General features: G+C 39.2%; 23 protein-coding genes. 19 read left to right on the top strand and 4 right to left on the bottom strand.

Translation table 11 applies throughout. The features are described 5' to 3' along the window. Window positions 1-94: 94 nt before the first annotated feature. Window positions 95-601, top strand: a complete 507-nt coding sequence (locus ABFX33_RS02560) for a hypothetical protein (RefSeq protein ID WP_346084105.1) — start codon at window positions 95-97, stop codon at window positions 599-601. Window positions 602-726: 125 nt separating this feature from the next. Here ABFX33_RS02560 and ABFX33_RS02555 read toward each other — a convergent pair whose 3' ends face one another. The 3 genes from ABFX33_RS02555 to aspS all read right to left on the bottom strand — a co-directional run bounded on the left by ABFX33_RS02555 (window position 727) and on the right by aspS (window position 5,170). Further along, window positions 727-1,863 carry an acyltransferase gene (locus ABFX33_RS02555; RefSeq protein WP_346084103.1) on the bottom strand — a complete coding sequence of 379 codons (1,137 nt, stop codon included), beginning with the start codon at window positions 1,861-1,863 and terminating at the stop codon, window positions 727-729. Window positions 1,864-1,933: 70 nt separating this feature from the next. After that, window positions 1,934-3,322, bottom strand: a complete 1,389-nt coding sequence (locus ABFX33_RS02550; RefSeq protein WP_346084102.1) for a LutB/LldF family L-lactate oxidation iron-sulfur protein — start codon at window positions 3,320-3,322, stop codon at window positions 1,934-1,936. A gap of 96 nt (window positions 3,323-3,418) precedes the next feature. Then, entirely contained in the window at window positions 3,419-5,170 is a 1,752-nt protein-coding gene (gene aspS / locus ABFX33_RS02545) for an aspartate--tRNA ligase (RefSeq protein WP_346084101.1), read from the bottom strand. 433 nt (window positions 5,171-5,603) lie between these two features. Here aspS and mraZ point away from each other — a divergent pair, with 433 nt between their 5' ends. The 14 genes from mraZ to ABFX33_RS02475 all read left to right on the top strand — a co-directional run bounded on the left by mraZ (window position 5,604) and on the right by ABFX33_RS02475 (window position 22,644). Beyond that, window positions 5,604-6,065 (top strand): division/cell wall cluster transcriptional repressor MraZ, encoded by a 462-nt coding sequence (mraZ, locus tag ABFX33_RS02540; protein ID WP_223580611.1) that lies wholly within the window; start codon window positions 5,604-5,606, stop codon window positions 6,063-6,065. A gap of 4 nt (window positions 6,066-6,069) precedes the next feature. Then, window positions 6,070-6,984: a 16S rRNA (cytosine(1402)-N(4))-methyltransferase RsmH gene (rsmH, locus tag ABFX33_RS02535; protein WP_257096881.1), complete on the top strand. Its 915-nt coding sequence runs from the start codon at window positions 6,070-6,072 to the stop codon at window positions 6,982-6,984. A 15-nt stretch (window positions 6,985-6,999) separates the two neighbouring features. Next, entirely contained in the window at window positions 7,000-7,413 is a 414-nt protein-coding gene (locus ABFX33_RS02530; RefSeq protein ID WP_172396749.1) for an FtsL-like putative cell division protein, read from the top strand. Window positions 7,414-7,421: 8 nt separating this feature from the next. Next, complete coding sequence (locus ABFX33_RS02525) at window positions 7,422-9,539, top strand: penicillin-binding protein (protein ID WP_346084098.1); 2,118 nt, start codon at window positions 7,422-7,424, stop codon at window positions 9,537-9,539. After that, complete coding sequence (locus ABFX33_RS02520) at window positions 9,539-10,999, top strand: UDP-N-acetylmuramoyl-L-alanyl-D-glutamate--2,6-diaminopimelate ligase (RefSeq protein WP_346084097.1); 1,461 nt, start codon at window positions 9,539-9,541, stop codon at window positions 10,997-10,999. The genes ABFX33_RS02525 and ABFX33_RS02520 overlap by 1 nt, the downstream gene beginning before the upstream one ends. A gap of 3 nt (window positions 11,000-11,002) precedes the next feature. Then, the gene (gene mraY, locus ABFX33_RS02515; protein WP_259187015.1) at window positions 11,003-12,247 is read left to right on the top strand and encodes a phospho-N-acetylmuramoyl-pentapeptide-transferase; all 1,245 of its coding nucleotides are present in this window, start codon (window positions 11,003-11,005) and stop codon (window positions 12,245-12,247) included. A 2-nt stretch (window positions 12,248-12,249) separates the two neighbouring features. Next, on the top strand, window positions 12,250-13,623 hold the full coding sequence (murD, locus tag ABFX33_RS02510; RefSeq protein ID WP_257093083.1) for a UDP-N-acetylmuramoyl-L-alanine--D-glutamate ligase: 1,374 nt from the start codon (window positions 12,250-12,252) through the stop codon (window positions 13,621-13,623). Between the two features lie 31 nt (window positions 13,624-13,654). Further along, window positions 13,655-14,860, top strand: coding sequence for an FtsW/RodA/SpoVE family cell cycle protein (locus ABFX33_RS02505; RefSeq protein WP_346084096.1), 1,206 nt, complete (start codon window positions 13,655-13,657; stop codon window positions 14,858-14,860). Window positions 14,861-14,874: 14 nt separating this feature from the next. Next, window positions 14,875-15,978 (top strand): undecaprenyldiphospho-muramoylpentapeptide beta-N-acetylglucosaminyltransferase, encoded by a 1,104-nt coding sequence (gene murG, locus ABFX33_RS02500; protein WP_346084095.1) that lies wholly within the window; start codon window positions 14,875-14,877, stop codon window positions 15,976-15,978. A 9-nt stretch (window positions 15,979-15,987) separates the two neighbouring features. Next, entirely contained in the window at window positions 15,988-17,343 is a 1,356-nt protein-coding gene (murC, locus tag ABFX33_RS02495) for a UDP-N-acetylmuramate--L-alanine ligase (protein WP_346084093.1), read from the top strand. Then, window positions 17,336-18,172: a cell division protein FtsQ/DivIB gene (locus ABFX33_RS02490; RefSeq protein WP_346084092.1), complete on the top strand. Its 837-nt coding sequence runs from the start codon at window positions 17,336-17,338 to the stop codon at window positions 18,170-18,172. The genes murC and ABFX33_RS02490 overlap by 8 nt, the downstream gene beginning before the upstream one ends. A gap of 25 nt (window positions 18,173-18,197) precedes the next feature. Continuing rightward, on the top strand, window positions 18,198-19,571 hold the full coding sequence (gene ftsA / locus ABFX33_RS02485) for a cell division protein FtsA (RefSeq protein WP_104384261.1): 1,374 nt from the start codon (window positions 18,198-18,200) through the stop codon (window positions 19,569-19,571). A gap of 140 nt (window positions 19,572-19,711) precedes the next feature. Next, window positions 19,712-21,412 carry a cell division protein FtsZ gene (gene ftsZ, locus ABFX33_RS02480; protein WP_120259587.1) on the top strand — a complete coding sequence of 567 codons (1,701 nt, stop codon included), beginning with the start codon at window positions 19,712-19,714 and terminating at the stop codon, window positions 21,410-21,412. A gap of 89 nt (window positions 21,413-21,501) precedes the next feature. Next, a complete protein-coding gene (locus ABFX33_RS02475) occupies window positions 21,502-22,644 on the top strand; it encodes a sugar phosphate isomerase/epimerase family protein (protein ID WP_346084091.1) in 1,143 nt (380 codons plus the stop codon). A gap of 23 nt (window positions 22,645-22,667) precedes the next feature. On the opposite strand, the gene ABFX33_RS02470 is transcribed toward ABFX33_RS02475, so the two are convergent. Then, the gene (locus ABFX33_RS02470) at window positions 22,668-23,309 is read right to left on the bottom strand and encodes a response regulator (RefSeq protein WP_346084089.1); all 642 of its coding nucleotides are present in this window, start codon (window positions 23,307-23,309) and stop codon (window positions 22,668-22,670) included. Between the two features lie 284 nt (window positions 23,310-23,593). Here ABFX33_RS02470 and mscL point away from each other — a divergent pair, with 284 nt between their 5' ends. The 4 genes from mscL to yidD all read left to right on the top strand — a co-directional run bounded on the left by mscL (window position 23,594) and on the right by yidD (window position 25,095). Beyond that, the gene (gene mscL / locus ABFX33_RS02465; RefSeq protein ID WP_257093076.1) at window positions 23,594-24,001 is read left to right on the top strand and encodes a large-conductance mechanosensitive channel protein MscL; all 408 of its coding nucleotides are present in this window, start codon (window positions 23,594-23,596) and stop codon (window positions 23,999-24,001) included. 241 nt (window positions 24,002-24,242) lie between these two features. Continuing rightward, the gene (gene rpmH / locus ABFX33_RS02460) at window positions 24,243-24,401 is read left to right on the top strand and encodes a 50S ribosomal protein L34 (RefSeq protein ID WP_075991291.1); all 159 of its coding nucleotides are present in this window, start codon (window positions 24,243-24,245) and stop codon (window positions 24,399-24,401) included. Window positions 24,402-24,461: 60 nt separating this feature from the next. Then, window positions 24,462-24,878 (top strand): ribonuclease P protein component, encoded by a 417-nt coding sequence (locus ABFX33_RS02455; protein ID WP_346084087.1) that lies wholly within the window; start codon window positions 24,462-24,464, stop codon window positions 24,876-24,878. Next, a complete protein-coding gene (yidD, locus tag ABFX33_RS02450) occupies window positions 24,841-25,095 on the top strand; it encodes a membrane protein insertion efficiency factor YidD (protein WP_120259592.1) in 255 nt (84 codons plus the stop codon). The genes ABFX33_RS02455 and yidD overlap by 38 nt, the downstream gene beginning before the upstream one ends. Window positions 25,096-25,106: the final 11 nt, after the last annotated feature.

The following is a 25,106-nucleotide window of genomic DNA, read 5'->3' as shown; positions in this document are numbered from 1 at the left end:
TAAACTTTTGATGGTCAATAATACTCTTATAGATAAATAGGTTGGAAAGTCAATCTATTAAAATTGAAAGATTGTTGATTTAAAAAACAGAGAGATGAAAAAATTGATGTTAAGTTTGGCGTTATCCGGATTAATGTTAACAGGTTTCGCGCAGGAGAAAAAGGATCTTAAATCAGATACCAAAGAAATGACGGCTCCCTTGCACAAGCGTTCAAAGGATAAAAAGCACGATGGCTTAAAAAATAAAAATCCTGAGGAGTTGGCTAAGATCAAAACAGATCGCATGGACCAAAAGTTGAAGTTTACAGATCAACAGCGCAAAGAGGTATATGCATTTCATTTGAAGCAAGCGCAGGATCATAAAAAAATTGCAGCGGAGCGCAAATTGTATCGTGAAAAGATGAGAAAACAACGTGCTGCGGATCATGAAAAAATGATGGGATTATTGACTCCAGAACAGCAAAAGACATTAAAAGATTCTTACGCAGAGAACCATAAAATGCACAAAGAAAATTGGAAAAAACATCGACAAATGCGAAGGGGTGATTTTAAGAAAGGCGAGGGTGAAAAGGCAGTTGATGCTGAGGCAAAAACAACTTAAGGTTAAAAGAAAGAGTAGTTTTCATATTAATAATTGGTGAGTGTTAGTTGAAAAGGGGATCATTGATCCCCTTTTTATTTTTTATAGTGTGCACATATCCGATGTGCTGTTTTTGACCCGTTGTTTTAGCGAATAAACCGTCGTGTAATTGAGTTTGTATCAAAAAGCTTCGTCACCAAATAGCTTAAACCAAAACTTAGAAGGGCAATTGACAGAATTTTTAGGGAAGCGGGAAGATAATCAATATTCAGAAACGTATCTGTCATCGCCTGTACAATAACAAAATGACATAAATAAATGCCAAATGTGGCTCCTGCTATATTTTTTATCCACTTGGATTCGCGAATATTTAATTTTTGCACGATGAGAAATATTGCGACAGTCATCATTGCGACATTGATATTACAGAAATACCAAACAATCTCCAAATTTGCGTAATTTCCTGGATAATGTTTTTGGGTTAGCAGGAAGCCTGAAAAGGTAATGATAAAGCCTATTACAAAAAGTGGAATTGCAATTGAAATAGTCTTAGTCAGGGACCATTGAAAAGGGTATTTTACCAGATAGTACGCTAATATGATATAACCTAGGAAACCTGAGAAATAATAGAATGTGCCAAATTCATTCCAATTGCAGACTCCCCATAGTCCCATTTGTCCATAATTGCCCGTGTAACCCAAAGTTGGGGCAATCATTTTGATGTAAGGTGCTAGAAGTGTAATTCCCCAAAAGCCGAGAAAATATTGAATATCTTTTTTACTGGCTTGATTTAGCCAGCTTCCGATAATTGGAATGATAAGATATAAACCGATTAACATATACATGTACCATAAAGGTGTTGTATCATAATTGAAGTTAAAGACTGCAGTATAGATTTTTGTTAAGGTTGCCTGTGCCGTAAAATTATTCATATCTATCAAAGCACTCAAACTGCTCTTAATAAAGTTCAGATAGATAAAAAAAGTGAGCGGTAAGACGATTGACCAAAATAATAAAGGAACAAGTATTCGACCTATTCTCTTTTTGTAGAAAGTAGCCACATCGGTTTGTACGGGAAATAGTAGTATACCCGACATCATTGCAAATAGCGGTACACAGGCACGAACAATGCTACCCCAAAATACGCCTTGATGAAATGTGCTGCTATTGTCAAATGTACCAACAAAGGCGTCGCAGCTGTGTGATATTAAGACCATAAAGCAAGCTAAAATGCGGAGAAAATCTATCCAAGGAAGATACGTTTTTATATTTTTTGAAGTCATTAACAGTAGGTTTGGAGCGAAACTAATAAAAAAAGTGGCATTAGTTTGATAAGCTAATGCCACTTTTTTGTTATTCTTTGTTTTTCTGCTGCTCTTTCCATTGTTTGGAAAAGGATTTTTCCGCTAGCTTGGGTAATTCCCGTTGATCGCCCCATGTTTTTTTAAAAAACTTCCGAAGGAAGAAGTTCTTGAATTTCCCACCAAAGAAATCAATCAATTTTCGACGTTGTATTCCGTATGTAAACCAACTCCAGACTTTTTGTTCTGTTTTAGTGGATAACCCCTGCTCTACGGAGTCTTTTCTGTTGACAAGAAGCATACGTTGAATATCGATGCCTACAGGGCACACTTCTGTACATTTACCGCAAAGGGTAGATGCATAGCTTAAGTGCTTAAACTCCTTCATCCCATTTAAATGGGGAGAAATGAGAGATCCGATTGGTCCTTGATAGGTTGTTTCATACGTATGCCCGCCTATATTTTGATAAATAGGACATACATTTAAGCAAGCTCCACAGCGAATACAATATAGGCCCTGGCGTTGTTCTTTTTGAGCAAGGAGATTACTACGTCCATTGTCAAGCAGGATAACATACATTTCTTCAGGTCCATCAGACTCGTAAGGCTGTTTTGGTCCTGTGAGTAATGTGTTGTAGACTGTTAAGTTTTGACCTGTACCATGTGTGGATAAAAGTGGCCAAAATACTTCCAGATCTTGTAGTGTGGGAATGATCTTCTCAATGCCCACAACAGCAATATGTGTTTTTGGAAAAGTAGAAGTCAGACGTGCATTTCCTTCGTTTTCTGTAATTGCTATACTCCCAGTTTCAGCAACTAAGAAATTAGCTCCGGTAATACCGACTTCTGCTGCTAAATATTTGTCTCTTAATAATTCGCGCGCCTTTAGTGTTAATTGTTCAGCAGATGCATCCAGGGGTGTGTCAAATTTTTCATGAAAGAGCTTAGCGATATCTTCCAAGCTTAAATGCATAGCAGGAGTGACAAAGTGGTAGGGTTTCTGGTCTAGCAGCTGAATAATATATTCTCCAAGATCAGTCTCGATGGCTTCTATGTTTTTGGATTCCAGAAAATGATTTAATTCAATTTCTTCGGTAGCCATAGATTTAGATTTTACAATCGATCGTGTTCTTTTTCGTTCGATGATTTTATAAATCTCCTCCCGCGCCTCATCGGCATCATTAGCCCAGATTACTTTTCCACCACGTGCAGTAAAATTTGCCTCAAATTGTAATAGATATCGATCGAGGTTTTCCATTACTTTCCATTTGATCAAATTTGCTTTTATTTTGGAGTTTTCGAGATTTGCAAATTTGCTTTTCCCCTTTTCGAAAGCAATACTGTATTTGTCGATATTGTAATTTATAATATCGCGATGTTTGGTGTCAAATGCTTTCTGTGCACTTTCTTTTAAAAACGTATTTGCCGTACTCTCTGACATCTAATCTGCTGATTTTTCACAAAAAAAGTTGGTCGTTTCCTACCAACTTTTAAATATAGTGTTAATAAATTGTTTCACGAAAATCGAGCTTGAAATTTATTCTTTTATATTAATATTTAAGCTTAATTCATCCAATTGTTCCTGGTGAATTGTTGATGGAGCATCAATCATGATATCTCTTCCTGAATTGTTTTTTGGAAAGGCAATCACATCACGGATAGAATCTAGACCAGCTAATAGCGATACAAGTCTGTCAAAGCCAAACGCTAAACCACCATGTGGAGGAGCTCCATAGGTGAACGCTTCCATCAAGAAACCAAATTGTTTCTGTGCTTCTTCCGGACTAAATCCGAGGTGTTTAAACATGAGTGACTGTAGGTCTCTGTCATGAATACGGATAGATCCACCGCCCACTTCGACACCGTTTAATACAAAGTCATAAGCATTTGCTCTTACTTCACCAGGGTTTGTATCCAGTAGCGGAATATCTTCCGGTTTTGGAGAGGTGAAAGGATGGTGCATGGCATGGTAGCGTGCGTTGTCCTCATCCCATTCCAATAAAGGGAAATCGATAACCCATAACGGAGCAAAGGTGTTTTTGTCGCGAAGACCAAGCTGTGAGGCAACTTCCAGGCGCAATTCGTTTAATTGTTTACGAACTTTATCCTTGCCACTTGCCATAATTAATAAAAGGTCGCCTGGTTTCGCGTGGAACTTAGCGGCAATAGCTGTTAGTTGTTCTGGCGTAAAAAATTTATCAACAGAAGATTTAACTGAGCCATCTTCATTCACACGGGCATAGACTAAACCTGTAGCGCCGATTTGAGGACGTTTAATAAAATCTGTTAAGGCATCCAGTTGTTTTCTGGTATAATCCGCGCAATTCTCGGCATTGATACCAACAACCAGCTCCGCAGCGTCAAATACAGGGAACCCTTTTTCTTTGACTACATCATTTAATTCAACAAACTGCATTCCAAAACGGATATCCGGCTTGTCGGATCCATATAGACGCATGGCATCAGCATAAGTCATACGTGGTACAGCTCCAAGGTCTATGCCCTTAATCGTTTTGAAGATGTGTTTTGCTAATCCTTCAAAAATATTTAGTACATCTTCCTGTTCTACGAAGGACATTTCACAGTCGATTTGTGTAAACTCTGGCTGGCGGTCAGCACGTAAGTCCTCATCGCGGAAACATTTGACAATTTGAAAATAACGATCAAAACCTGATACCATCAATAGTTGTTTGAAGGTCTGTGGTGACTGAGGCAATGCATAAAATTCACCTGGATTCATGCGGGAAGGAACCACAAAATCTCGTGCTCCCTCCGGAGTAGATTTGATGAGATATGGTGTCTCTACTTCTAAGAAATTCTGAGAGTCAAGGTAACGACGTACTTCCTGAGAAGTTTTATGTCGTAAAATAAGGTTCTCACGTACCGGATTACGACGTAAATCCAGATATCTGAATTTCATTCTGATATCATCCCCACCATCCGTTTCATCTTCTATTGTAAAAGGCGGTAATTTCGCAGCATTTAATATTTCAAGATTTGAAACCTTGATTTCGATATCTCCAGTGGAGATTTTAGCATTCTTATTGGAACGTTCAATAACCTCTCCGGTTACTTTTATGACATATTCTCTTCCCAGTTCGCGGGCACTAGCACGTAAAGACGCGTCATCATCTGCATTGAACGTTAATTGTGTGATACCATATCGGTCTCTAACATCGATGAAAGTCATACCGCCCAAATCGCGGGATTTTTGAACCCATCCACTTAGGGTAACCGTTTTCCCTAAGTCAGCTAATGTTAATTCTCCACAAGTGTGTGTTCTGTGCATATCTTAATAAAAATAAAATTTATGCAAAATTATTGGTTTTACTCGACAATAACGAATTCTACTGTTCTTATTTGAATGCTATTCTCCCACTTTCAACCACGCGAGAGATTATCTGTTTTTCAGTCCTCCACTTTCTCCCATTTTTCCCAAAAAAAGAAGTAAAATTAAATTTCTAAAGAGGAAATTTTTACAATTCATTTCCATTTTTTTGAAAAAAAACCGAAAAATATCTGTCCTTGTTTTGAAGATATAATTGATTGAAATGCCCCTTTAACTGTTTGTAAATAAGGTTTTATGCGTTGTGGTGAAAATGGATGTTATTTTTTCTTGTAGCTATTTTTCGATGTGGAAAACTTTTTTATGTTGTAAAGTGGGGGAAAGTGGGAGAAAGTGTATACTTTTACATTTAAATTAGAATAGGATAATTGACGGTATGACTCAGTTGATCGGAGAATTCGAATGCAAGCTAGACGCCAAAGGAAGGATGGTGTTGCCGGCGGCGCTCAAGAGGCAGATGCCTCATGTTGAGCGTGATGGGCTTGTTGTGAATCGCGGTTTTGAGAAGCATCTGGTTTTTTATCCACGCGAGGAGTGGGATCTGATGACAGCTAAACTGGCTAAATTAAATCAATTTGATCCGAAAGTACGGGCTTTTGTGCGTGCTTTTACTCGTGGAGCTACAGAGCTGACTTTGGATGCGGCTGGTCGTGTTTTGTTGCCAAAAAGCTTGCTTGAATTTGCAGGGATAACAACAGAATTGGTTTTGGCTTGTCAGTTTAACAAGATAGAAGTTTGGTCTAAAGAAGGGTATGATGATTTAATGGGTGACGGAGGTGTGGAGGATATATCGTCTTTAGCGGCAGAGGTAATGGGGGATATTAATTTTGGAATATAGTAATATGGAGAATGTGTATCATGTTCCGGTAATGTTGCAAGAATGCATGGATGCTTTGGCGATCAAGCCGAATGGTATTTATGTGGATGTGACTTTCGGTGGAGGTGGTCACTCTCGTGAAATACTGAAGAGATTGGGGCCAGAGGGAAAGCTGTTTGCTTTCGATCAGGATCCAGATGCTTTGGGAAATGTGATTGATGATCCTCGTTTTACATTGATTCATCAAAATTTCAGGTTTTTAAAGAATAGTCTTCGTCTGCACGGTGTGCGTACAGTGGATGGTATTTTAGCTGATCTGGGTGTTTCATCGCATCAGTTTGATGCAGCAGATCGTGGCTTTTCAATCCGATTTGATGCTGATTTGGATATGCGTATGGATCAGGTGGGAGATTTGGATGCAAAAGCCGTACTAGCGACTTATGCTGAAGAAGATCTCCATCGGATTTTTGGTATGTATGGCGAGATTATGAATGCAAAGTCATTGGCGAAAACAATTGTGACAGCTCGTTTGGCACAGCCGATACATACGGTTGCTGAATTAAAAGAAGTTATTCAGCGAATGGTTCCAAAGGGAAAAGAACATAAATATCATGCGCAGGTTTTTCAGGCCTTACGTATTGAGGTTAACCGTGAATTGGAGGCTTTGCAGGAGTTTTTGTTGCAAACTGTTGATGTGTTGAAAAGTGAAGGAAGATTGGTGGTGATGTCTTATCATTCCTTAGAAGATCGTTTGGTTAAAAACTTCATGGCCAAAGGGAAATTTAAAGGAGGTGTTGAGAAAGATTTTTTTGGAAATGAAATCAAGCCGTTCCATGTGTTGAGCCGTAAGGCAATTACAGCATCGCCGCATGAACTGGCTGTAAATAATAGATCGCGCAGTGCGAAACTGCGTATTGCTGAAAGGTTGGATTTGTCTTAAAAATGGAGCGAAAAGATGAGCAGGAATACAATAAGACAGAAAGAATTGAGTGAAGAAGTTCAGGAAGAACTACAAGAAACTGTCGAGGAAAAGGCGGAAGAAACAGAAGCGTTTATTAAAACGCTTTTTACCGTTGGAGACCTTTCCTTAAACAAAATATTGGAGTATCTCCCTTTTGGGGCTTTCATCGCCTTTTTGATGTTGTTGTATATCTCTAACCGTCACTTCGCTGAGCGAACTATTCGTAGTATCGATAAAGTAAGCAAGGAAGTCAAAGAATTAGGCTGGGATCATAAGTCGTTATCTGCTGAGCTGATGAAAATGTCCACGCAAACGGAGATCGCAAAGCGTGTGGATTCATTGGGTTTGAAAGAGCGGGTGGAGCCGCCGATCAAGATTGAAGTTGTAGAGAAAAAAGAAGATAAATAGAGAGAGTTATGAGTATCAGAAACACGATTCTTATTCGCGTCTATTTTGCCTTTGGACTTATTGTGCTTCTTGCATTTATGGTATTTGGGAAAATGCTGAAGTTGCAATATGTGGATGGGCAACATTGGAAGGCTTTGGCGGATAGTCTTTCTATTCAAGAACGTGAGGTTGAAGCTGCACGGGGGAATATCTATTCCAACGACGGAAGCTTATTGGCAACTTCTGTTCCTGAGTATGAACTTCGTTTTGATGCGATGGCTATTCCCGAAGAAGAAAATGAATATTTCAATCTCAAAGTTGATTCTCTCGCGATTAAACTGGCTGATTTTTTTAAGGATAAATCATCCCGGCAATATTTGACATTACTAAAACAGGCGCGGAATAAAAAACAACGCTATCTACTAATTAAGCGGAATGTGTCACATCAGGATTTAAAGAAGGTGAAGCAATTTCCTTTATTTAAATCAGCTCGTGTTGAAAAAGAACGTTTTCCTAGCGGTTTGATTACCGATAGACAGAATAAACGGATTTTGCCGTTCGTTAATCTGGCAGCAAGAACTATTGGATATAAAAACGTAAAGGAAAATATTCATGTCGGCTTAGAGGGAGCATACGGTGAGTATATTGATGGAAAGAGTGGAAAGAGATTGATGCAGCGTATTGCTGGTGGTGTCTGGATACCTGTCAATAGAGATATTGAGGTAGCACCTGTCGATGGTTCGGACATCATATCCACAATTGATGTTAATATGCAGGATATGGCTCAAAGAGCGCTGGAGAAACAGATGATTGTGAGCAATGCTGATGAAGGTTGTGTTGTGATGATGGAAGTGAAAACAGGTGAAGTGCGGGCCGTTGCAAATTTTATGCGGGATAAAGATGGTGTTTATCGGGAGAAGTTCAATCTTGCCATTGCGCAAAGTGCCGATCCGGGCTCAACTTTTAAACTTGCCTCTTATCTAGCGTTGATTGATGATAAGAAAATCGATTCAAGTACAACTATAAATATTGGAAATGGTAACTGGCCGATTTACAAGCATACAATTCGTGATTCGCATGCACCAAAAAAATCTATAGTTTCGGCTAAAAGAGCTTTTGAAGAATCTTCGAATGTTGGGGTTACAAAATTTGTCTATCAGGCTTATAAAGATAACCCAGACCAGTTTACGTCGAAACTGCATTCTTTTGGATTCGGTAAGACGTTAGATCTGCAGATTCCGGGAGAGGGGGTTCCATTGGTGAAAACATCGAAAAGTAAATCTTGGAGTGGATTGTCATTGGTTCAGATGGCTTATGGTTATGAGATGAAGATTACGCCATTACAGACCTTGACATTTTATAACGCTGTTGCAAATAACGGTAAATTGATTGCACCTCTATTTGTCAAAGAGATTAGGCATTTAGGTAACACGATCCAAACTTTTCAGGCGAAGGTAATTAATGAAAAGATCGCTTCGGATCATGCCTTGGCAGAGGTGAGGGGAATGATGGAAGGTGTCATGACGGAGGGTACAGGAAGAAGTGTTGCTAGCCCATTGTATACATCGGGAGGTAAGACGGGAACAGCGCAGATGGCTGATGGCTCAAGAGGTTATGGAGCTAGGAGATACCAGTCTTCTTTTGCAGGCTATTTTCCTGCTGAAGATCCGAAATATTCGATTATTGTGGTGATCCGAAATCCGAGAAATGGTTATTATGGTGGATCGGTGGCCGGACCTGTTTTTAAAGAACTTGCAGATATGGTTTATGCTAACGATATGGAGATGCAGGGAAAAAAATCATTTAAAGCAGTTAATGTTGGCGGAAGAATGCCATTGACTTTGCAAGGGTCAAGAGAAGCGAGTAAGAAAGTATACGATAAGTTGGGAATTAATACAGTGAATTGGGATATGGTAGCCAGAGGCGAAGTAGATACATCGAATAGAGGTGTGCCATTTGTGGATTTGAAATATAAAGAAGGAATTGTACCAAATGTAGTGGGAATGGGATTGATGGATGCATTGTATGTGATGGAGAATGCGGGATTTAAAACACATGTATTTGGAAAGGGAAGAGTGGGAGCACAATCTTTGACTGCGGGTCAAAAACTCCCATTTGGAACAGCGATAAATTTAGAACTTAAGTAATGATGGATTTAAAAAAAGTATTGCATGCTATCCCTGTTCAACAGGTGGTGGGAAACCTCGAAGAGGTCGATGTGCACTCTTTGTGCTTTGATTCCAGAAAGGTGGAGCTGGGAAGTTTGTTTATCGCTGTGCGTGGTGTTCAGACAGATGGACATTTATTTGTCGATAAGGCAATTGCCTCTGGAGCAAGAGCAGTTATTGTTGAAGAACTTCCTGTGGAGACATTGGACTCTGTGGCTTACATTTTAGTGGCAGATTCGGCATATGCCTTGGGAGTCGCTTCTGCTAATTTCTATGGTAATCCATCCGAGCAACTCAAGTTGGTTGGAGTGACGGGAACCAATGGAAAAACGACTGTAGCGACATTGTTATTCCAATTGTTTACTGAGTTGGGATATCATGTTGGTTTGTTGTCAACAGTGCAGAATCAAATTGGTCCAAAGATAATTCCCGCAACACACACTACACCGGATCCGATCCAGTTGAACCAACTCCTACGGGATATGGTAGACGATGGTTGTGATTACGCTTTTATGGAAGTCAGTTCACATGCCGTGGTACAGGAGCGTATTGCGGGGTTAGTGTTTGCAGGTGCAATATTTACGAATATTACACACGATCATTTGGATTTCCACAAAACTTTTGACAACTATATCAAAGCAAAGAAGAAGTTCTTTGATGATTTGGATGTACATGCGTTTGCTTTAACAAATGCGGATGATCGAAATGGTCAGATCATGTTGCAAAATACAGTTGCCCATAAAAAAAGCTATGGCTTGCGTTCTGGGGCTGATTTTAAAGCTAAAGTTATCGAAAGCCATTTTGATGGGATGTTAATGAGTATTGATGGGCAGGAAGTATGGGTCAAATTGATCGGTGATTTTAATGCTTATAATCTTTTAGCGGTGTATACCGCAGCAATCCTATTGGAGCAAGAGACCGTAAAGGTGTTGACGGCCTTAAGTACCTTGAAAGGGGCAGAAGGACGCTTTGAAACGATGAAATCCACCTCAGGTGTTTTTGGTATTGTGGACTATGCACATACACCAGATGCTGTTGAAAATGTCTTAAAAACCATTAGTTCTTTGAGACGCCCGGAGCAAAAGATTATTACTGTTTTGGGCTGTGGAGGTGATCGCGACAAAACCAAAAGACCTGAGATGGCAGAAGCGGCATTACGCTACAGCGATCGTTTCTTGATTACATCGGATAATCCACGTACAGAGGATCCCTATCAGATTATTAAAGATATTGAAGCTGGTGTAGGGGCTGATCAAAAGGCAAAAACGCTTTCTATAGCCGACCGTAAAGAGGCGATACGTACAGCGTATCAGTTGGCAAAACCTGGAGATATTATCCTGGTCGCCGGAAAAGGACATGAAAAATATCAAGATGTGAATGGTGTCAAGCATCATTTTGATGATAAGGAAATTTTAGAGAATACATTTAACGAAAAATAGAATATGTTGTACCATCTATTTACGTGGCTTAGCGAATATATCCATATACCAGGAGGAGGTTTGTTTCAATACATCTCCTTTAGAACATCTATGGCAGTAATCGCTTCATTAATTATTACCACGGTTTTTGGGGGGAAATTGATCCAGTTCTTGCATAATAAACAAGTTGGGGAAACAATTCGTGATTTAGGGCTAGAAGGTGAAAAAAAGAAAGCTGGTACGCCCACAATGGGAGGAATAATTATCATTGCGGGGATCTTGATTCCTACCTTATTATTTGCCAAGTTGACAAATATCTATGTGATCATCATGATTGTAACGACACTTTGGATGGGGGCAATAGGTTTTCTGGATGATTATATTAAAGTTTTTAGACATAATAAAGAAGGGTTAGCCGGGAAGTTTAAAGTTGTGGGGCAAGTGGGCTTAGGGGCTATTATTGCCTGCACGATGTATTTTCATCCAGATATTGTGGTGCGTAAAGGGGTGGATAAACCAACTTCGACAAAACCGGTGGAAGTGGTTATTAATGAGGGGACAGGAGAAAAAACATATGCTGAAAATGTAAAATCTTCTAAAACAAATATCCCTTTTTATAAGAATAATGAATTTGACTACGCCAAGGTATTCAAGATGTTTGGCTTGCAAAGTGACTATCTGACTTTTGTAGTCTTTTTAATTGTTGTCATTTTTATCGTTACTGCAGTATCCAACGGTGCTAATATTACCGATGGTATCGATGGTCTGGCCACGAGTACGTCCGCAATAATTGGGGTTACCTTGGCAATTTTGGCTTATGTGTCTGGTAACGTGATTTTTTCAGACTATCTCAATATTATGTATATCCCCAACTCTGGTGAGCTTGTGATTTTTGCAGGTGCATTTGTGGGAGCTTGTGTCGGTTTTCTATGGTATAATACCTATCCAGCACAGGTTTTTATGGGGGATACGGGGAGCTTGGCAATTGGAGGTATCATTGCGGCATTTGCGATTTTGATCCGTAAAGAATTGTTGATTCCGATTTTATGTGGTGTGTTTTTATTGGAAAATCTCTCGGTGATCCTACAGGTTTCCTATTTTAAATACACCAAAAAGAAATACGGTGAAGGAAGAAGGATATTTTTAATGTCCCCTTTGCATCACCACTTCCAAAAGAAGGGGTATCATGAAGCAAAAATTGTAACGCGTTTTGTCATTGTGGGAATAATTTTAGCCATTCTGACAATAGTAACATTAAAAATTAGATAACGATGTCAAATATATCAACAGCATATTACCCTCAATCCGGAAGCTTGGTCATTTTAGGCGCAGGTGAAAGTGGTGTGGGTACTGCAATCCTGGGGAAGGAAAAGGGCTATGATGTTTTTGTATCGGATAAAGGATTGATAGCAGATCATTATAAGGAGCAATTGAAAGCAGAAGGCATTGCTTTCGAGGAAGGGAATCATGATGAATCTCGGATATTGAATGCTGCTCTTGTTGTCAAGAGCCCCGGAATTCCGGAAACAGTACCCTTGGTGATCGCCTTAAAGGAAAAAAATATTCCGGTTATTGCCGAAATAGAATTTGCTGCCCAATATACTGCTGCTAAATTAATCTGCATCACAGGATCAAATGGTAAGTCTACGACAACCATGTTGACATACGAAATGCTAAAGCATGGTGGCCTTAATGTTGGTTTGGCAGGTAATATTGGAAAAAGCTTTGCACTTCAGGTCGCGCGTGAAAATTTTGACTGTTACGTATTGGAAATTTCAAGCTTTATGCTGGATGATATGTACCATTTTAGAGCAGATATTGCTGTAATTCTAAATATCACGCCAGATCATTTGGATCGTTACGACCATAAAATGGAGAATTATGTGGATTCCAAATTCAGAATGATTCAAAATCAGACGGAGAAAGATTATTTTATATACTGTCTAGACGATCCTGAGACAATAAAAGGATTGGAGAGACACCATAGTAAGGGGACTTATTTACCTTTTACACAAGAACAGCTTGTTGAATTGGGAGCCTATTTGACTGCCAATTCAACAATGATTATTAATACACCAAATAACGATACATTCACTATGAGAACTGAGGAATTGTCATTGCAGGGGAAGCATAATATTTATAATAGTATGGCTTCTGGATTGATTGCAAAAGTGCAGGAGTTGAGAAATCAAGCGATGAAAGAGAGTATGGGATCGTATGTGAATATTCCACATCGTCTTGAACATGTTGCTTGTATCGGTGGCATAAACTACATCAATGATTCAAAGGCGACGAATGTTAATTCGGTATGGTACGCTTTGGAAAGTTTTTCAACACCGATCGTGTTGTTATTGGGAGGTGTAGATAAAGGAAATGACTATACAATGCTTGCTGATTTGGTGAAAGACAAAGTACGCGCTATCGTGTGTTTAGGAAAGGATACGGCGGCAATTCATAAGGCCTTTGAGCAGGATGTAGAAATTATCGTTAATAGTACATCGATGCAGGATGCCGTTGTATTGTCTTCACATTTAGCTAAAAAGGGTGATACGGTATTATTGTCTCCAGCTTGTGCAAGTTTTGATTGGTTTAAAAATTATGAAGATCGTGGCGATAAGTTTAAAGCTGCTGTAATGGAATTATAAATAGATGGTACAACCATAAAGGGAGAAGGATATGTTACAGAACATAATGTCTAAATTAAAAGGTGATCGATGGATATGGATCATTGTGATTATTCTATCAGGATGGTCACTTTTGGCTGTATACAGTTCGGTCGGAACCCTAGCCTATAAAGAGGGTAAGGGGACAGAAATGTATCTGCTGAAGCATTTTTCGATCATTGCCATTGGATTTGTTTTGATGTATCTCTCGCATAAGCTGGATTATCGATATTATGCGGGTATTTCTAAAATTTTAATGGGGATCACGATACCTTTATTACTATTTACTTTATTATTTGGAAGTAGTGTAAATCAGGCGAGCCGCTGGTTAACTATTCCTGGTACAGGAATGACATTCCAGACATCGGATTTGGCAAAATTATCGTTGATTGTTTTTCTTGCGCGGATGTTATCTCGAAAACAGGAGGAAATCAAGGACGTTAAAAAGGCATTTTTACCCATAATGGGGTCGGTATGTGGTGTTTTCGTTCTGATCGCTTGGGCGAATATGTCTACTGCGGTTATGTTGTTTGGGGTGAGTGTTTTATTGCTTTTGATTGGTCGGATATCGTTTAAACAGATCGCTATTGTTTCGGCGGGAGTTGTTTTATTGGGGATTATAGTGGTGTCTGTTGGTCCTAGGCGTGCGACGTATTATAGTCGTGTTAAGTCTTTCTTTGGAGTAGAAAAGAAAGATGATGCAACACCAGTTTCATTCCAGGATGATAAGAACTATCAAGCAAATAATGCAAAGATCGCAATTGCTACAGGAGGACTCTTTGGTAAAGGCCCGGGAAATAGCGTTCAGCGAAATGTATTGCCGCATCCATATTCCGATTTTATTTATGCAATTATTATTGAGGAGTATGGTACAGTTGGTGGGGTGATCCTGCTATTTCTATACTTGGCTTTTATGTATCGATGTATACGTATTGTCACGATGAGTCCCAAGGCGTTTGGGACGTTCTTGGCGGCGGGTTTAGGTTTCAGTTTAACCATACAAGCTCTGGCAAATATGGCGGTGGCAGTAGGGCTAGGGCCAGTAACTGGGGTGCCATTACCCTTAGTGAGTATGGGGGGGACATCGATTTTGTTTACGAGCGTCGCCTTAGGGATTATTCTGAGTGTGAGTAGAAATATTGAGGAATTAAAAGGAAAAGAACAGTTGGATGAAAAACCGAAACCCAAAAAGGTGGTTATCGGCTCCATTCCAGCTTAAAAGATATATTGAGCATGGCAATCCGAGTAATAATAAGTGGGGGTGGTACCGGAGGACATATCTTTCCGGCGATTTCAATTGCAAATGCGTTGAAGACGATGGATCCTGCAAATGAAATTTTGTTTGTAGGTGCTAATGGTCGGATGGAAATGGATAAGGTGCCTGCTGCAGGTTACACCATTGTTGGACTTGATATTCAGGGAATCAATAGAAAGCAGCTTTGGAAGAATATCCTATTACCATTTAAATTAATGAAGAGCCTCCGTAAGGCAAAAAAGGTAATCCGCGACTTTAAACCCGATGTTGCAGTAGGGGTTGGTGGTTTTGCTTCTGGACCTTTATTGATGATGGCAAATAAATTGGGTGTTCCTACTGTAGTTCAGGAGCAGAATTCTTACGCTGGTGTAACAAATAAAAAGGTTGGTGCAAAAGCGGCAAAGATTTGTGTAGCCTACGAGGGGATGGAACAATTCTTCCCAGCTGATAAAGTGTTGTTGACTGGAAATCCGATACGAAGGGAGTCTGTTTCGATCGAAGGAAAAAAGGCTGAGGCTTTGGAGTTCTTTGGATTGGAACAACACAAAAAGACAATCTTGGTATTAGGTGGGAGTTTAGGTGCCAGAACATTGAATGAAAGTGTTGTCGCCTATTTGGATTTGCTATCCAAAGAGGATGTACAGGTGATTTGGCAATGTGGTAGCTTTTATATCGACACACTTCGGACAGACCTGGAAGGGAAACTTCCAGCGAATGTGAAGATGATGGCATTTCTTCAAAAAATGGATTATGCCTATGCCGCTGCTGATTTGATTATTAGCCGGGCAGGAGCAGGTACGATCTCGGAACTGTGTGTTGTCGGGAAACCTGTTATTCTGGTTCCTTCGCCAAATGTTGCGGAAGATCATCAGACTAAAAATGCAATGGCATTGGTCAATAAGCATGCAGCACTGTTGGTGAAAGATATAGATGCCACAAAGACTTTGATTCCAACAGCGTTGGATTTATTCAGGAATCCGGATCAAGTGGCACAGTTGAGTGAAAATATAAAAGTACTTGGTAAGCTGGATGCTGATATTCAGATTGCAGAGCAAGTGTATAAATTGGCAAATAAGAAATAGATAATGCGTATGAATCTAGATGCAATAAAACAAGTTTACTTGATCGGAATCGGCGGAATCGGCATGAGTGGCCTTGCACGCTATTTTAAGCATTTGGGCTGTGAGGTGAATGGATATGACCGTACGGAAACCGAATTGACCAAGACATTGGTCAAAGAAGGTATTTCGATCACATATCTGGATGATGTGAATTCTATTGATTCTATTTTCCATCAGCCTGCTGCTGCTACATTGGTGATATTTACACCTGCGATTCCTAAAGATTCCAAGATTAAAGCTTTTTTTGAATCTCAGGGTCATGTATTGTATAAAAGATCACAAGTACTCGGTATCATTAGTGAAAGTAGGTTTACAATTGCGGTAGCTGGAACCCATGGCAAAACGACTACTTCAACGATGGTCGCACACCTATTGAAAGATTCGGGCTACGATTGCTCCGCTTTTTTAGGGGGTATCAGCTCTAATTACGATACGAATGTACTTTACGGAAACAATAATACCGTAGTGGTTGAAGCTGACGAATTTGATCGTTCATTTTTGACACTTCATCCGAATATCGCGATCGTAACTTCTTCGGATGCAGATCATTTGGATATCTACGGTGATAAGAGCCATTTGCTTGAATCTTTCCAGCTGTTTTTGGACAAGGTCGTTGATGGCGGCACGCGTATTATAAGGAAAGGACTGGAATTTAAAGGTCAGATTAGTTATTCTGGTCAGGAAGTGGCAGATGCCTATGCATCCAATGTTCACGTAAGAGAAGGGGAGTTCTTTTTCGATTATCAGGATGCCAATGGGAAAATTGAAGATATTCATTTGGGTATTCCAGGGATTCACAATGTTGAAAATGCTGTTGCAGCAATTACAGTAGCTCGTCTACTGGGGATTTCGACGGAGGCAATTAAGACCGCTTTGACAACATTCAAAGGAGTCAAAAGACGTTTTGAATATATTGTCCGTACACCAGAGGTGGTTTATATTGACGATTATGCGCATCATCCTGAAGAGTTACGAGCTTTTTTGACATCCATGCGGAAATTATATCCAACAAAGAAACTAAATGTTGTATTTCAGCCACATTTGTTTACGCGTACCAGAGATTTTGTGGATGGGTTTGCTGAAGTGTTATCTACGGCGGATAATCTACTCTTAATGGAAATATATCCAGCACGGGAACTTCCGATAGAAGGCGTTAACTCAAGTTGGTTGTTGGATAAAATTACAGCGCAGCATAAACAGATTGTTACAGCCGAAGAGGTATTAGATTTTGCACGAAATGAAAGACCGGATTTGATCGTGACAGTAGGAGCAGGAGATATAGATAAATTGGTAAAACCATTACAAGCGATCTTTGAACATGCTTAAAAAATTACGTGACATACAATGGAACCGTGTACTCTACTTTACCCTATTTTTTATTGGGGTTATTGTGGTGGTTGTGATCATGGCCATTGTGGGGAAGCGTGATGAACAACAGCTCTGTAAGGATGTGAAAATAGTCATTGAAGGAACAGAGGCTTTTATTGACCAAGCAGATATTTCAAAACTGATTGAGCAAAACTATGGAAGTTTTGTAGGTAAGAAGGTCAATGGTATTCCTTTTCAGCGGGTGGAAAAGACCTTGAAAAAGTTGCCCTATGTATCGAATGCTAGTATTCATGCTGATATGGACGGAACCATACGGATTAATATCGATCAGCGCGAAGCTGTCATGCGGATTATCAATAAAAACGGACGCGAGTTCTATGTTGATCCCAAAGGTTTAAAGATACCGACTACGTTAAAGTATATCCCGCACATCATGGTGGCAAACGGTAATATAGCTGAAGGATATAACGAGGCATTGGATACAATATCAACTCCATTGGTGAAAGATTTAGTGAAGGTGGCGGAATTTATTGGAAAGGATGAATTGTGGAGTAACCAGGTTGTACAGATCTATGTGAATGCAGATCATGACATAGAACTTGTACCCCGGGTCGGAACACAACAATTGATTGTTGGATCTGCCGATTCGTTGGAACAAAAGTTTGAATTATTAAAAACATTTTATACGCAGATCATGCCAAAAGTAGGTATCAATGCCTATGGTGTGGTGAATGTAAAATACGGAGGACAGATCATCTGTGAAAAGCGAGGAAATTGGAGCTTCTCAGATGATCAAACAAAAAAAATAGCAAATAATACATTATAGTAATACAGCAACAATACAGGAAATTATGAACTCAAAGGCAGCAGAAATTGAAAGAGAGAATCCAATTATCGTGGGACTCGATATTGGTACTACCAAAATTTGTGTTACGGTTGGGAGACGTAGCTCAGGGAACAAAATCGAATTATTAGGTGTGGGCAAAGCCGACTCTGCAGGTGTGAGCCGAGGAGTGGTTGCCAATATCCAAAAGACTGTGGGAAGTATTTTGGAGGCGGTAGAAATTGCCGAAGCACAATCTAATGTCGATATTAAGGTTGTCAATGTGGGGATCGCTGGTCAACACATTAAGAGCATCCAACACCGTGGAATATTTACCAAAACAGATGGTGATGATGAAATCATTCGCAGAGATATCGAACGATTGATTTCGGATATGTATAAACTGGTACTGCCTCCAGGAGAAGAAATTATACATGTTTTACCTCAGGAGTTTACGGTAGATAATGAACCGGGTATCCGCGAACCTATCGGCATGGCTGGACGTCGTATAGAAGCAAATTTCCATATTATTTCGGGAAGAGTTACCGATATCAAAAATATTAAAAAATGTATTGATAATTCCAACCTGGAAGTTGCTGAACTGATCCTTGAGCCTTTGGCATCTTCAGAAGCTGTATTGGATGAAGATGAAAAAAATGCTGGTGTTGTATTAGTTGATATTGGTGGTGGAACGACAGATGTTGCAATCTTCCATGAAGGAATCATTCGTCATACTGCTGTAATCCCATTGGGCGGTAATATTGTGACTGAAGATATTCGCCAAGGTTGTTCTGTATTGCGTTCGCAGGCGGAATTGCTGAAAACTCGATTTGGATCTGCTCTTGCGGATGAAAATAAAGAGAATGAGGTGATCTGTGTGCCTGGATTGAAAGGTCGTGAGCCGAAAGAAATTTCGGTTAAAAACTTAGCTTATATTATTCAAGCCAGAATGGAAGAGATTATCGAACATGTTTATTATGAGATCAAATCTTCTGGTTATGAAAATAAACTGATCGGTGGTATCGTTATCACAGGAGGTGGAGCTCAATTGAAGCATTTGGTACAACTCGTTGAGTACATCACTGGAATAGATTGTCGTGTCGGTTTTCCTAACGAGTATCTTTCGAAGAATGAAGTGTTGCCGAAACCGCTATTTGAGGAATTGAAAAGCCCATTATACGCAACAAGTATTGGCTTGTTGATCAAGGGTATTCAATCGCATGAAGAAGAGGAGGATAGCCGTAGAGAAGCGCATGCACCAGCTAAAAAAGTACAGGCGACCACGACGACGAAAGAAGTTTCGGAACAACAGCAAAAAGAGCAAGGATTGTTGTCATGGTTCAAGCGATTTATTAAGGATGGTAATGAAATTGATGACGCAAGTTTTTTAGATAAAAAGTAAGTTTTCCACAATGGTTGAAGTTTTCCACAATTTCACAAATGTGGAAAACTTTTGTTGAAATTATATTATTATTACATTACATATAGTGGGTTTGGTTCATTTTGATATCGTGTTCATTATAAGTTAAATAGGGATAAGTTATGTCAATACAGTTTGAAATGTTAAAAGAGCAATCTTCAATAATCAAGGTTATTGGGGTTGGTGGTGGTGGCGGCAATGCCGTAAACCACATGTATAAACAAGGAATTAGTGGTGTAGATTTTATCGTGTGTAATACTGATGCTCAGGCATTGGAGTTAAGCCCGATCCCAAATAAAGTTCAATTGGGAATAAGTCTGACCGAAGGTATGGGTGCTGGAGCAGATCCTGATGTAGGTGAAAATTCCGCTATCGAAAGTATTGAAGATATCAAACGCATGTTGGGCACCAATACCAAAATGTTGTTTATTACTGCTGGTATGGGTGGTGGTACAGGTACTGGAGCAAGCCCGGTTTTGGCTAAGGCCGCTAAGGAATTGGGTATTCTTACTGTTGCGATCATTACCACACCATTTACATTCGAAGGTAAACGTCGTCGTTCACAAGCGGAAGAGGGACTTTCGGAATTGCGTAAATATGTAGATTCTTATCTTGTTATCTCCAACGATCGCTTGCGCGAAATCTTTGGAAACCTAACGATGACTGCTGCCTTTGCAAAGGCAGATGATATATTAACTACTGCCGCAAAAGGTATCGCCGAAATTATCACTATCCCTGGTTATGTAAACGTCGATTTTAAAGATGTTCGTACTGTAATGAACGATAGTGGTGTAGCGATTATGGGAAATGCAATTGCCGAAGGCGAAGATCGTGCATTACGCGCAGTAGAAGGTGCATTGGCTTCCCCATTGTTGAAAGACAATGAGATTGAAGGGGCTCGTTATATTTTATTGAATATTACTTCTGGAACAAAAGAGGTAACGATGGATGAAGTTGCAATCATCACAGATTATATTCAAGAAAAAGCAGGCTTGTCTGCTGATTTGATCTGGGGTAATTGTATTGACGAAAACTTTGAAGATGAATTGTCAGTAACAATTATTGCAACAGGTTTTCAGACTTCAGAAGAACGTGATAAAGAGCGCGAAAATACAAAAGTATCTATGCCCTTGACACCTGAACCGGTAAATTCTTTTGTTAAACCTGTTTCGCAGGTTGCCCCAAAGGAAGCGCCAGTTGCCAATAGTTTTGTCACTCCGGTTCAACGTGTGGATACACCAGCTCCTTCAACAAATACTTCGACGCCAAATAATCTGCAGTCTGACTTATTTACTTCTCCCAAAAATGTTGTGCAACAACAGCAAGTAGCGATTGAAGAACCACAAGTAATACGTCATGATTTGGGATTTGATGGCGCTTATGAAGAGGAAACTCCATTTGCTGAAAGTGATTTTCAATTGAAAACATCACCTTCTGTTTTTCAGTTTCAAATGCCAACAGTATTCGATTCCTATTCAACTCCATCTGCATCAGACTATGAGGAAAAACCGACGTTTTCTTCAAGCACAACAAACGAACAAATAGAAGTTCCGCAGGTAGAAGAAGAGCAGGTATCGTTTGAGGATCAATTGGTGCGTACCAAAGAGCGTATCTTGCGATTGAAAGAACTAAGCATGAAATTGAAATCTTCGAATGGTCTTCATGAGTTGGAAAATGAGCCAGCTTACAAAAGAAAGCAGATGTCATTGGAGGATACACCACATTCTTCGCAGTCACAAGTCTCTCGCTTTACATTGTCATTTGAGGATGGAAATACCGAGATTCGACCAAATAATTCATTTTTACACGACAATGTAGATTAATCGAATTGACATAAAATACTAAAAAAGCCATCCATTCGGATGGCTTTTTTAGTATCTTTAAATACCGATATAATACAATTATACAAGCTATGACTACAAAATTAAATAACCCTGTATGGGTGATGAGTTCTGCCTTTGATAAATTGTCACTACCAGAATTGATTCAAACGACAAAAAGAATTGGCGCTGGTGGAATTGACCTTTGTGTTTTTAGAAAAGATGGTACGCGTGAGGACCATACAGCTACACATTTGGACTATGAGGGATTTACACCGGTAAAAGCTAAAGAGACGCTAGAATTGTTTAATCAGGCCGATTTAAAGCTTTCACTTGGAGCCTTTGAGAATATGATTGGAGGAGATCCCGAACAACGCGTGAAAAATCAGAATCACCTATTGAAATTGATCCGGATCGCCCATTTGCTGGGTGGTGATGAGAACAATGTCAAAGTTGGTACTTTCGTCGGTTATAATCACGAATTGGGAAATCAGCTCGATGGATTTCAGAAAAACCTGGATGAATATAAACGTGTATTTGCGCCAATTGTTAATTACGCAGAGAGTCTTGGGGTAACAATACTTTATGAAAACTGTCCTATGGAGGGCTGGCGTTCTTCAAGATACAGTTCTACCTACAACAACTTACCGGCAGTCTTGGCAGCACGTAAATTGATGTATGCAATGGTGCCTAGTAAAGCACATGGTGAAATTTACGATCCTTCACATGATGTTTGGCAAAATACAAACCCAATTGACGTCATTCGTAATACTGATATCAGTCGATTGCAGCGTATACATGTGAAAACCACACGTAACCTACAGACAGCTGCTCGTGTGGATTGGGGTGGAATGTATCCTATGCAACATGTCGATGCTGAACTGGCAAAAAAAGCAAATGTGAGTATTCCGGGGCATGACTGGGATAGACATCACTATGAGGCGATGCTTCCTGGATTTGGTGGATCAGATAGCATGGATTGGCGCGGTTTTGTTGATCTACTTCAGGAACGTGGATTCAAAGGGCCATTTGAAATTGAAAACGAGGCAAAAAATTCAAAAGATACAGGAGATTTTTCGGCAACAGTACAAGGATTTACGACTTGTCTTAATTTCTTGGCCCCTATGTTATGGGATTTGGAAGCTGAGGTGGGTTACGCTTATAAAAAATCTGAACCCCTCAAAGATATCAATGTGAAAGATATTCCAGTTATAACAATGGATGATCTAATCTAAAAAAGATACACTCCAACAACATTTTAATTGTTGGAGTGTATTCTGAAAAGTTCAATTAGCTCAGGAATATTGGAAACATTTAGCTTCTCAAATATTCTGCTTTTATAAGTACTTACAGTGGATGGGCTCAGCTCAAGTAGACCCGATACTTCAATGATTCCTAGACCTTTGATCAGTTGTTTTGCTACATCTACCTCCCTGTTTGACAAGCGTGCCAATGGATTTAATTTCGTAAGTTCGGATTTACTCTGAGTCAATTTTTGGACATATAAATCCTGTACATTGCTCGACATATACTTACCTCTCTCTTGGATAGCTAATATAGCGTGGCTCAATTCTGCCATCGCGGTAGTTTTATTGAGATAACCTACTGCTCCAGCTTCAATATAGCGTAAAGCATATAATGATTCATCATAAGATGAGAAAATTAGAATTTTGATAGATGGTTGAATCTGCAGGATTTCTTCAACAACTCTAATATTATTTCCTCCTGGCATATTGATATCCAGTAATAATAGATCGAAATCTTCCAGTTTTATCTTTTCTAGTACCTCGTCGAAATTTTCGGCCTGAAATATTTCCGCTTTTTTAAGGGTTTCCTTAATAATAACGGAAGCTCCGAGTCGTACAATACCGTGGTCGTCTGCAATAAGAATCTTCTTCATAGATACTTTATATTATTCTGGGCTTTAATTACCGTACGAAATTTAAAGTACTATCAATATACAATATATCTTGATATTTTGCCCTAGTTAACGAGCAAATATAGCAAATTAAGTTAATAAAAAACTTGAGCATATCGTTTTAGGTCATAATTTTAAAAATAGGATTTAAGACAGAAAAATATAGGACAATAGAAGACTCGCGATAAAAAATTGGTTTATTTTAATTAGATTTATGTGACAATTACTAGTTTTGGTAAAATTTTAAAAGATTAAATGGTTTTAATATGGGATTTTTAAAAGAATTTAAAGAGTTCGCAATGCGCGGTAGCGTTGTTGATTTGGCTGTCGGTGTTGTTATCGGTGGGGCATTTGGTAAAATTGTTACATCATTGGTTGACGATATTATCATGCCTCCCATAGGATATTTGACAGGCGGGGTTGACTTCTCCTCGAAAAAAATTATACTGAAAGCTGCTGATGAAGCTGCGAAACAAGCTGAAGTTTCTATCAACTATGGGAATTTTATCAATGTGGTCATTCAGTTTATAATTGTTGCATTATGTATTTTCACTGTTATTAAAGCATTAAATTCGCTAAAACGCAAAGATGAGGCTGCTCCTGCCGCTCCAGCTGCACCAACAAAAGAAGAAACATTGTTGACGGAGATCAGAGATATTCTGAAAACTAAATAATTTCAAATTTTTATTTGATTTGGAATAAGACAGAGGAGTACTACTTCTCTGTTTTTTATTCTTATGCAATTTGTAAATTGGTTTTTTTAGGCTGTCAGTGAATAAATTAGAGGTGACTTTTTACTTAAAGTCTAAATGTTCTCAATATTGTTTGTTTTTGTCTAAAATAAACTTTACTTTTGCATTCCTCTTGGGGAGTTTTGTATTAATTGAAGTAAGAACAAATTAGCATAATAGCGTCATGAAAAGAACATTTCAGCCATCGCAAAGAAAAAGAAGAAACAAACACGGTTTTAGAGAGCGCATGAGCTCTGCAAACGGTAGAAGAGTATTAGCTTCACGTAGAGCTAAAGGTAGAAAACGTCTTACAGTGTCTGACGAATACCGTCACAAAGGTTAATCTTTGACAAGGATCGGTGGCCGCTTATAAGAGCTTTTTCTGATAAGATTAAGTCATCGTATGAGAAATACATTTACAAAAGAAGAACGGTTATGTGCGAAAAGGCGTATTGATATGCTTTTTAAAAGCGGTTCTTCTTTTGTTTTGTACCCTTTTAGAATTGTTTTTGTTTTCGAAAAAAGCAATGAGACTGAAAATTCCTCCCCCTGTCAGTCTATTATATCTGTTTCCAAACGTAGGTTCAAAAGAGCAATAGATCGCAATGCGATAAAGCGTATGATGCGTGAAAGCTATCGTCTCCAAAAATCGAATGATTTGATTCCTTTTTTGCTTAGACATAATGTAACTTTGTATTTAGCTATTCAGTACGTGGGCAAGCAGATCTTAGCATATGATGTGTTCCATACCGCGATGAATAAAATGCTAAAAAAATTACAGGATGAATGTGCTGATGCTTATTTGGAAAAAGGGAATTAAACCTTTCTTTAGTTTTATTTTCTTAGCTATTATTCGTTTCTATCAACTATTTATTTCACCATTCTTGGGTGCTAATTGCCGGTATACACCTACTTGTTCTCAATATGGCAAGGAGGCTATTCTAAAATATGGACCTTTTAAGGGGGGCTGGATGGCCTTGAAGCGAATAGGACGTTGTAATCCCTGGGGCGGCCATGGTCATGATCCTGTACCTTGATTTCAATATAA

Source organism: Sphingobacterium ginsenosidimutans, assembly GCF_039536865.1.
Classification (GTDB): Bacteria; Bacteroidota; Bacteroidia; order Sphingobacteriales; family Sphingobacteriaceae; genus Sphingobacterium; species Sphingobacterium detergens.
The sequence above is the reverse complement of the archived record's forward strand: the minus strand, read 5'-3'. Positions and strand labels throughout refer to the sequence as shown.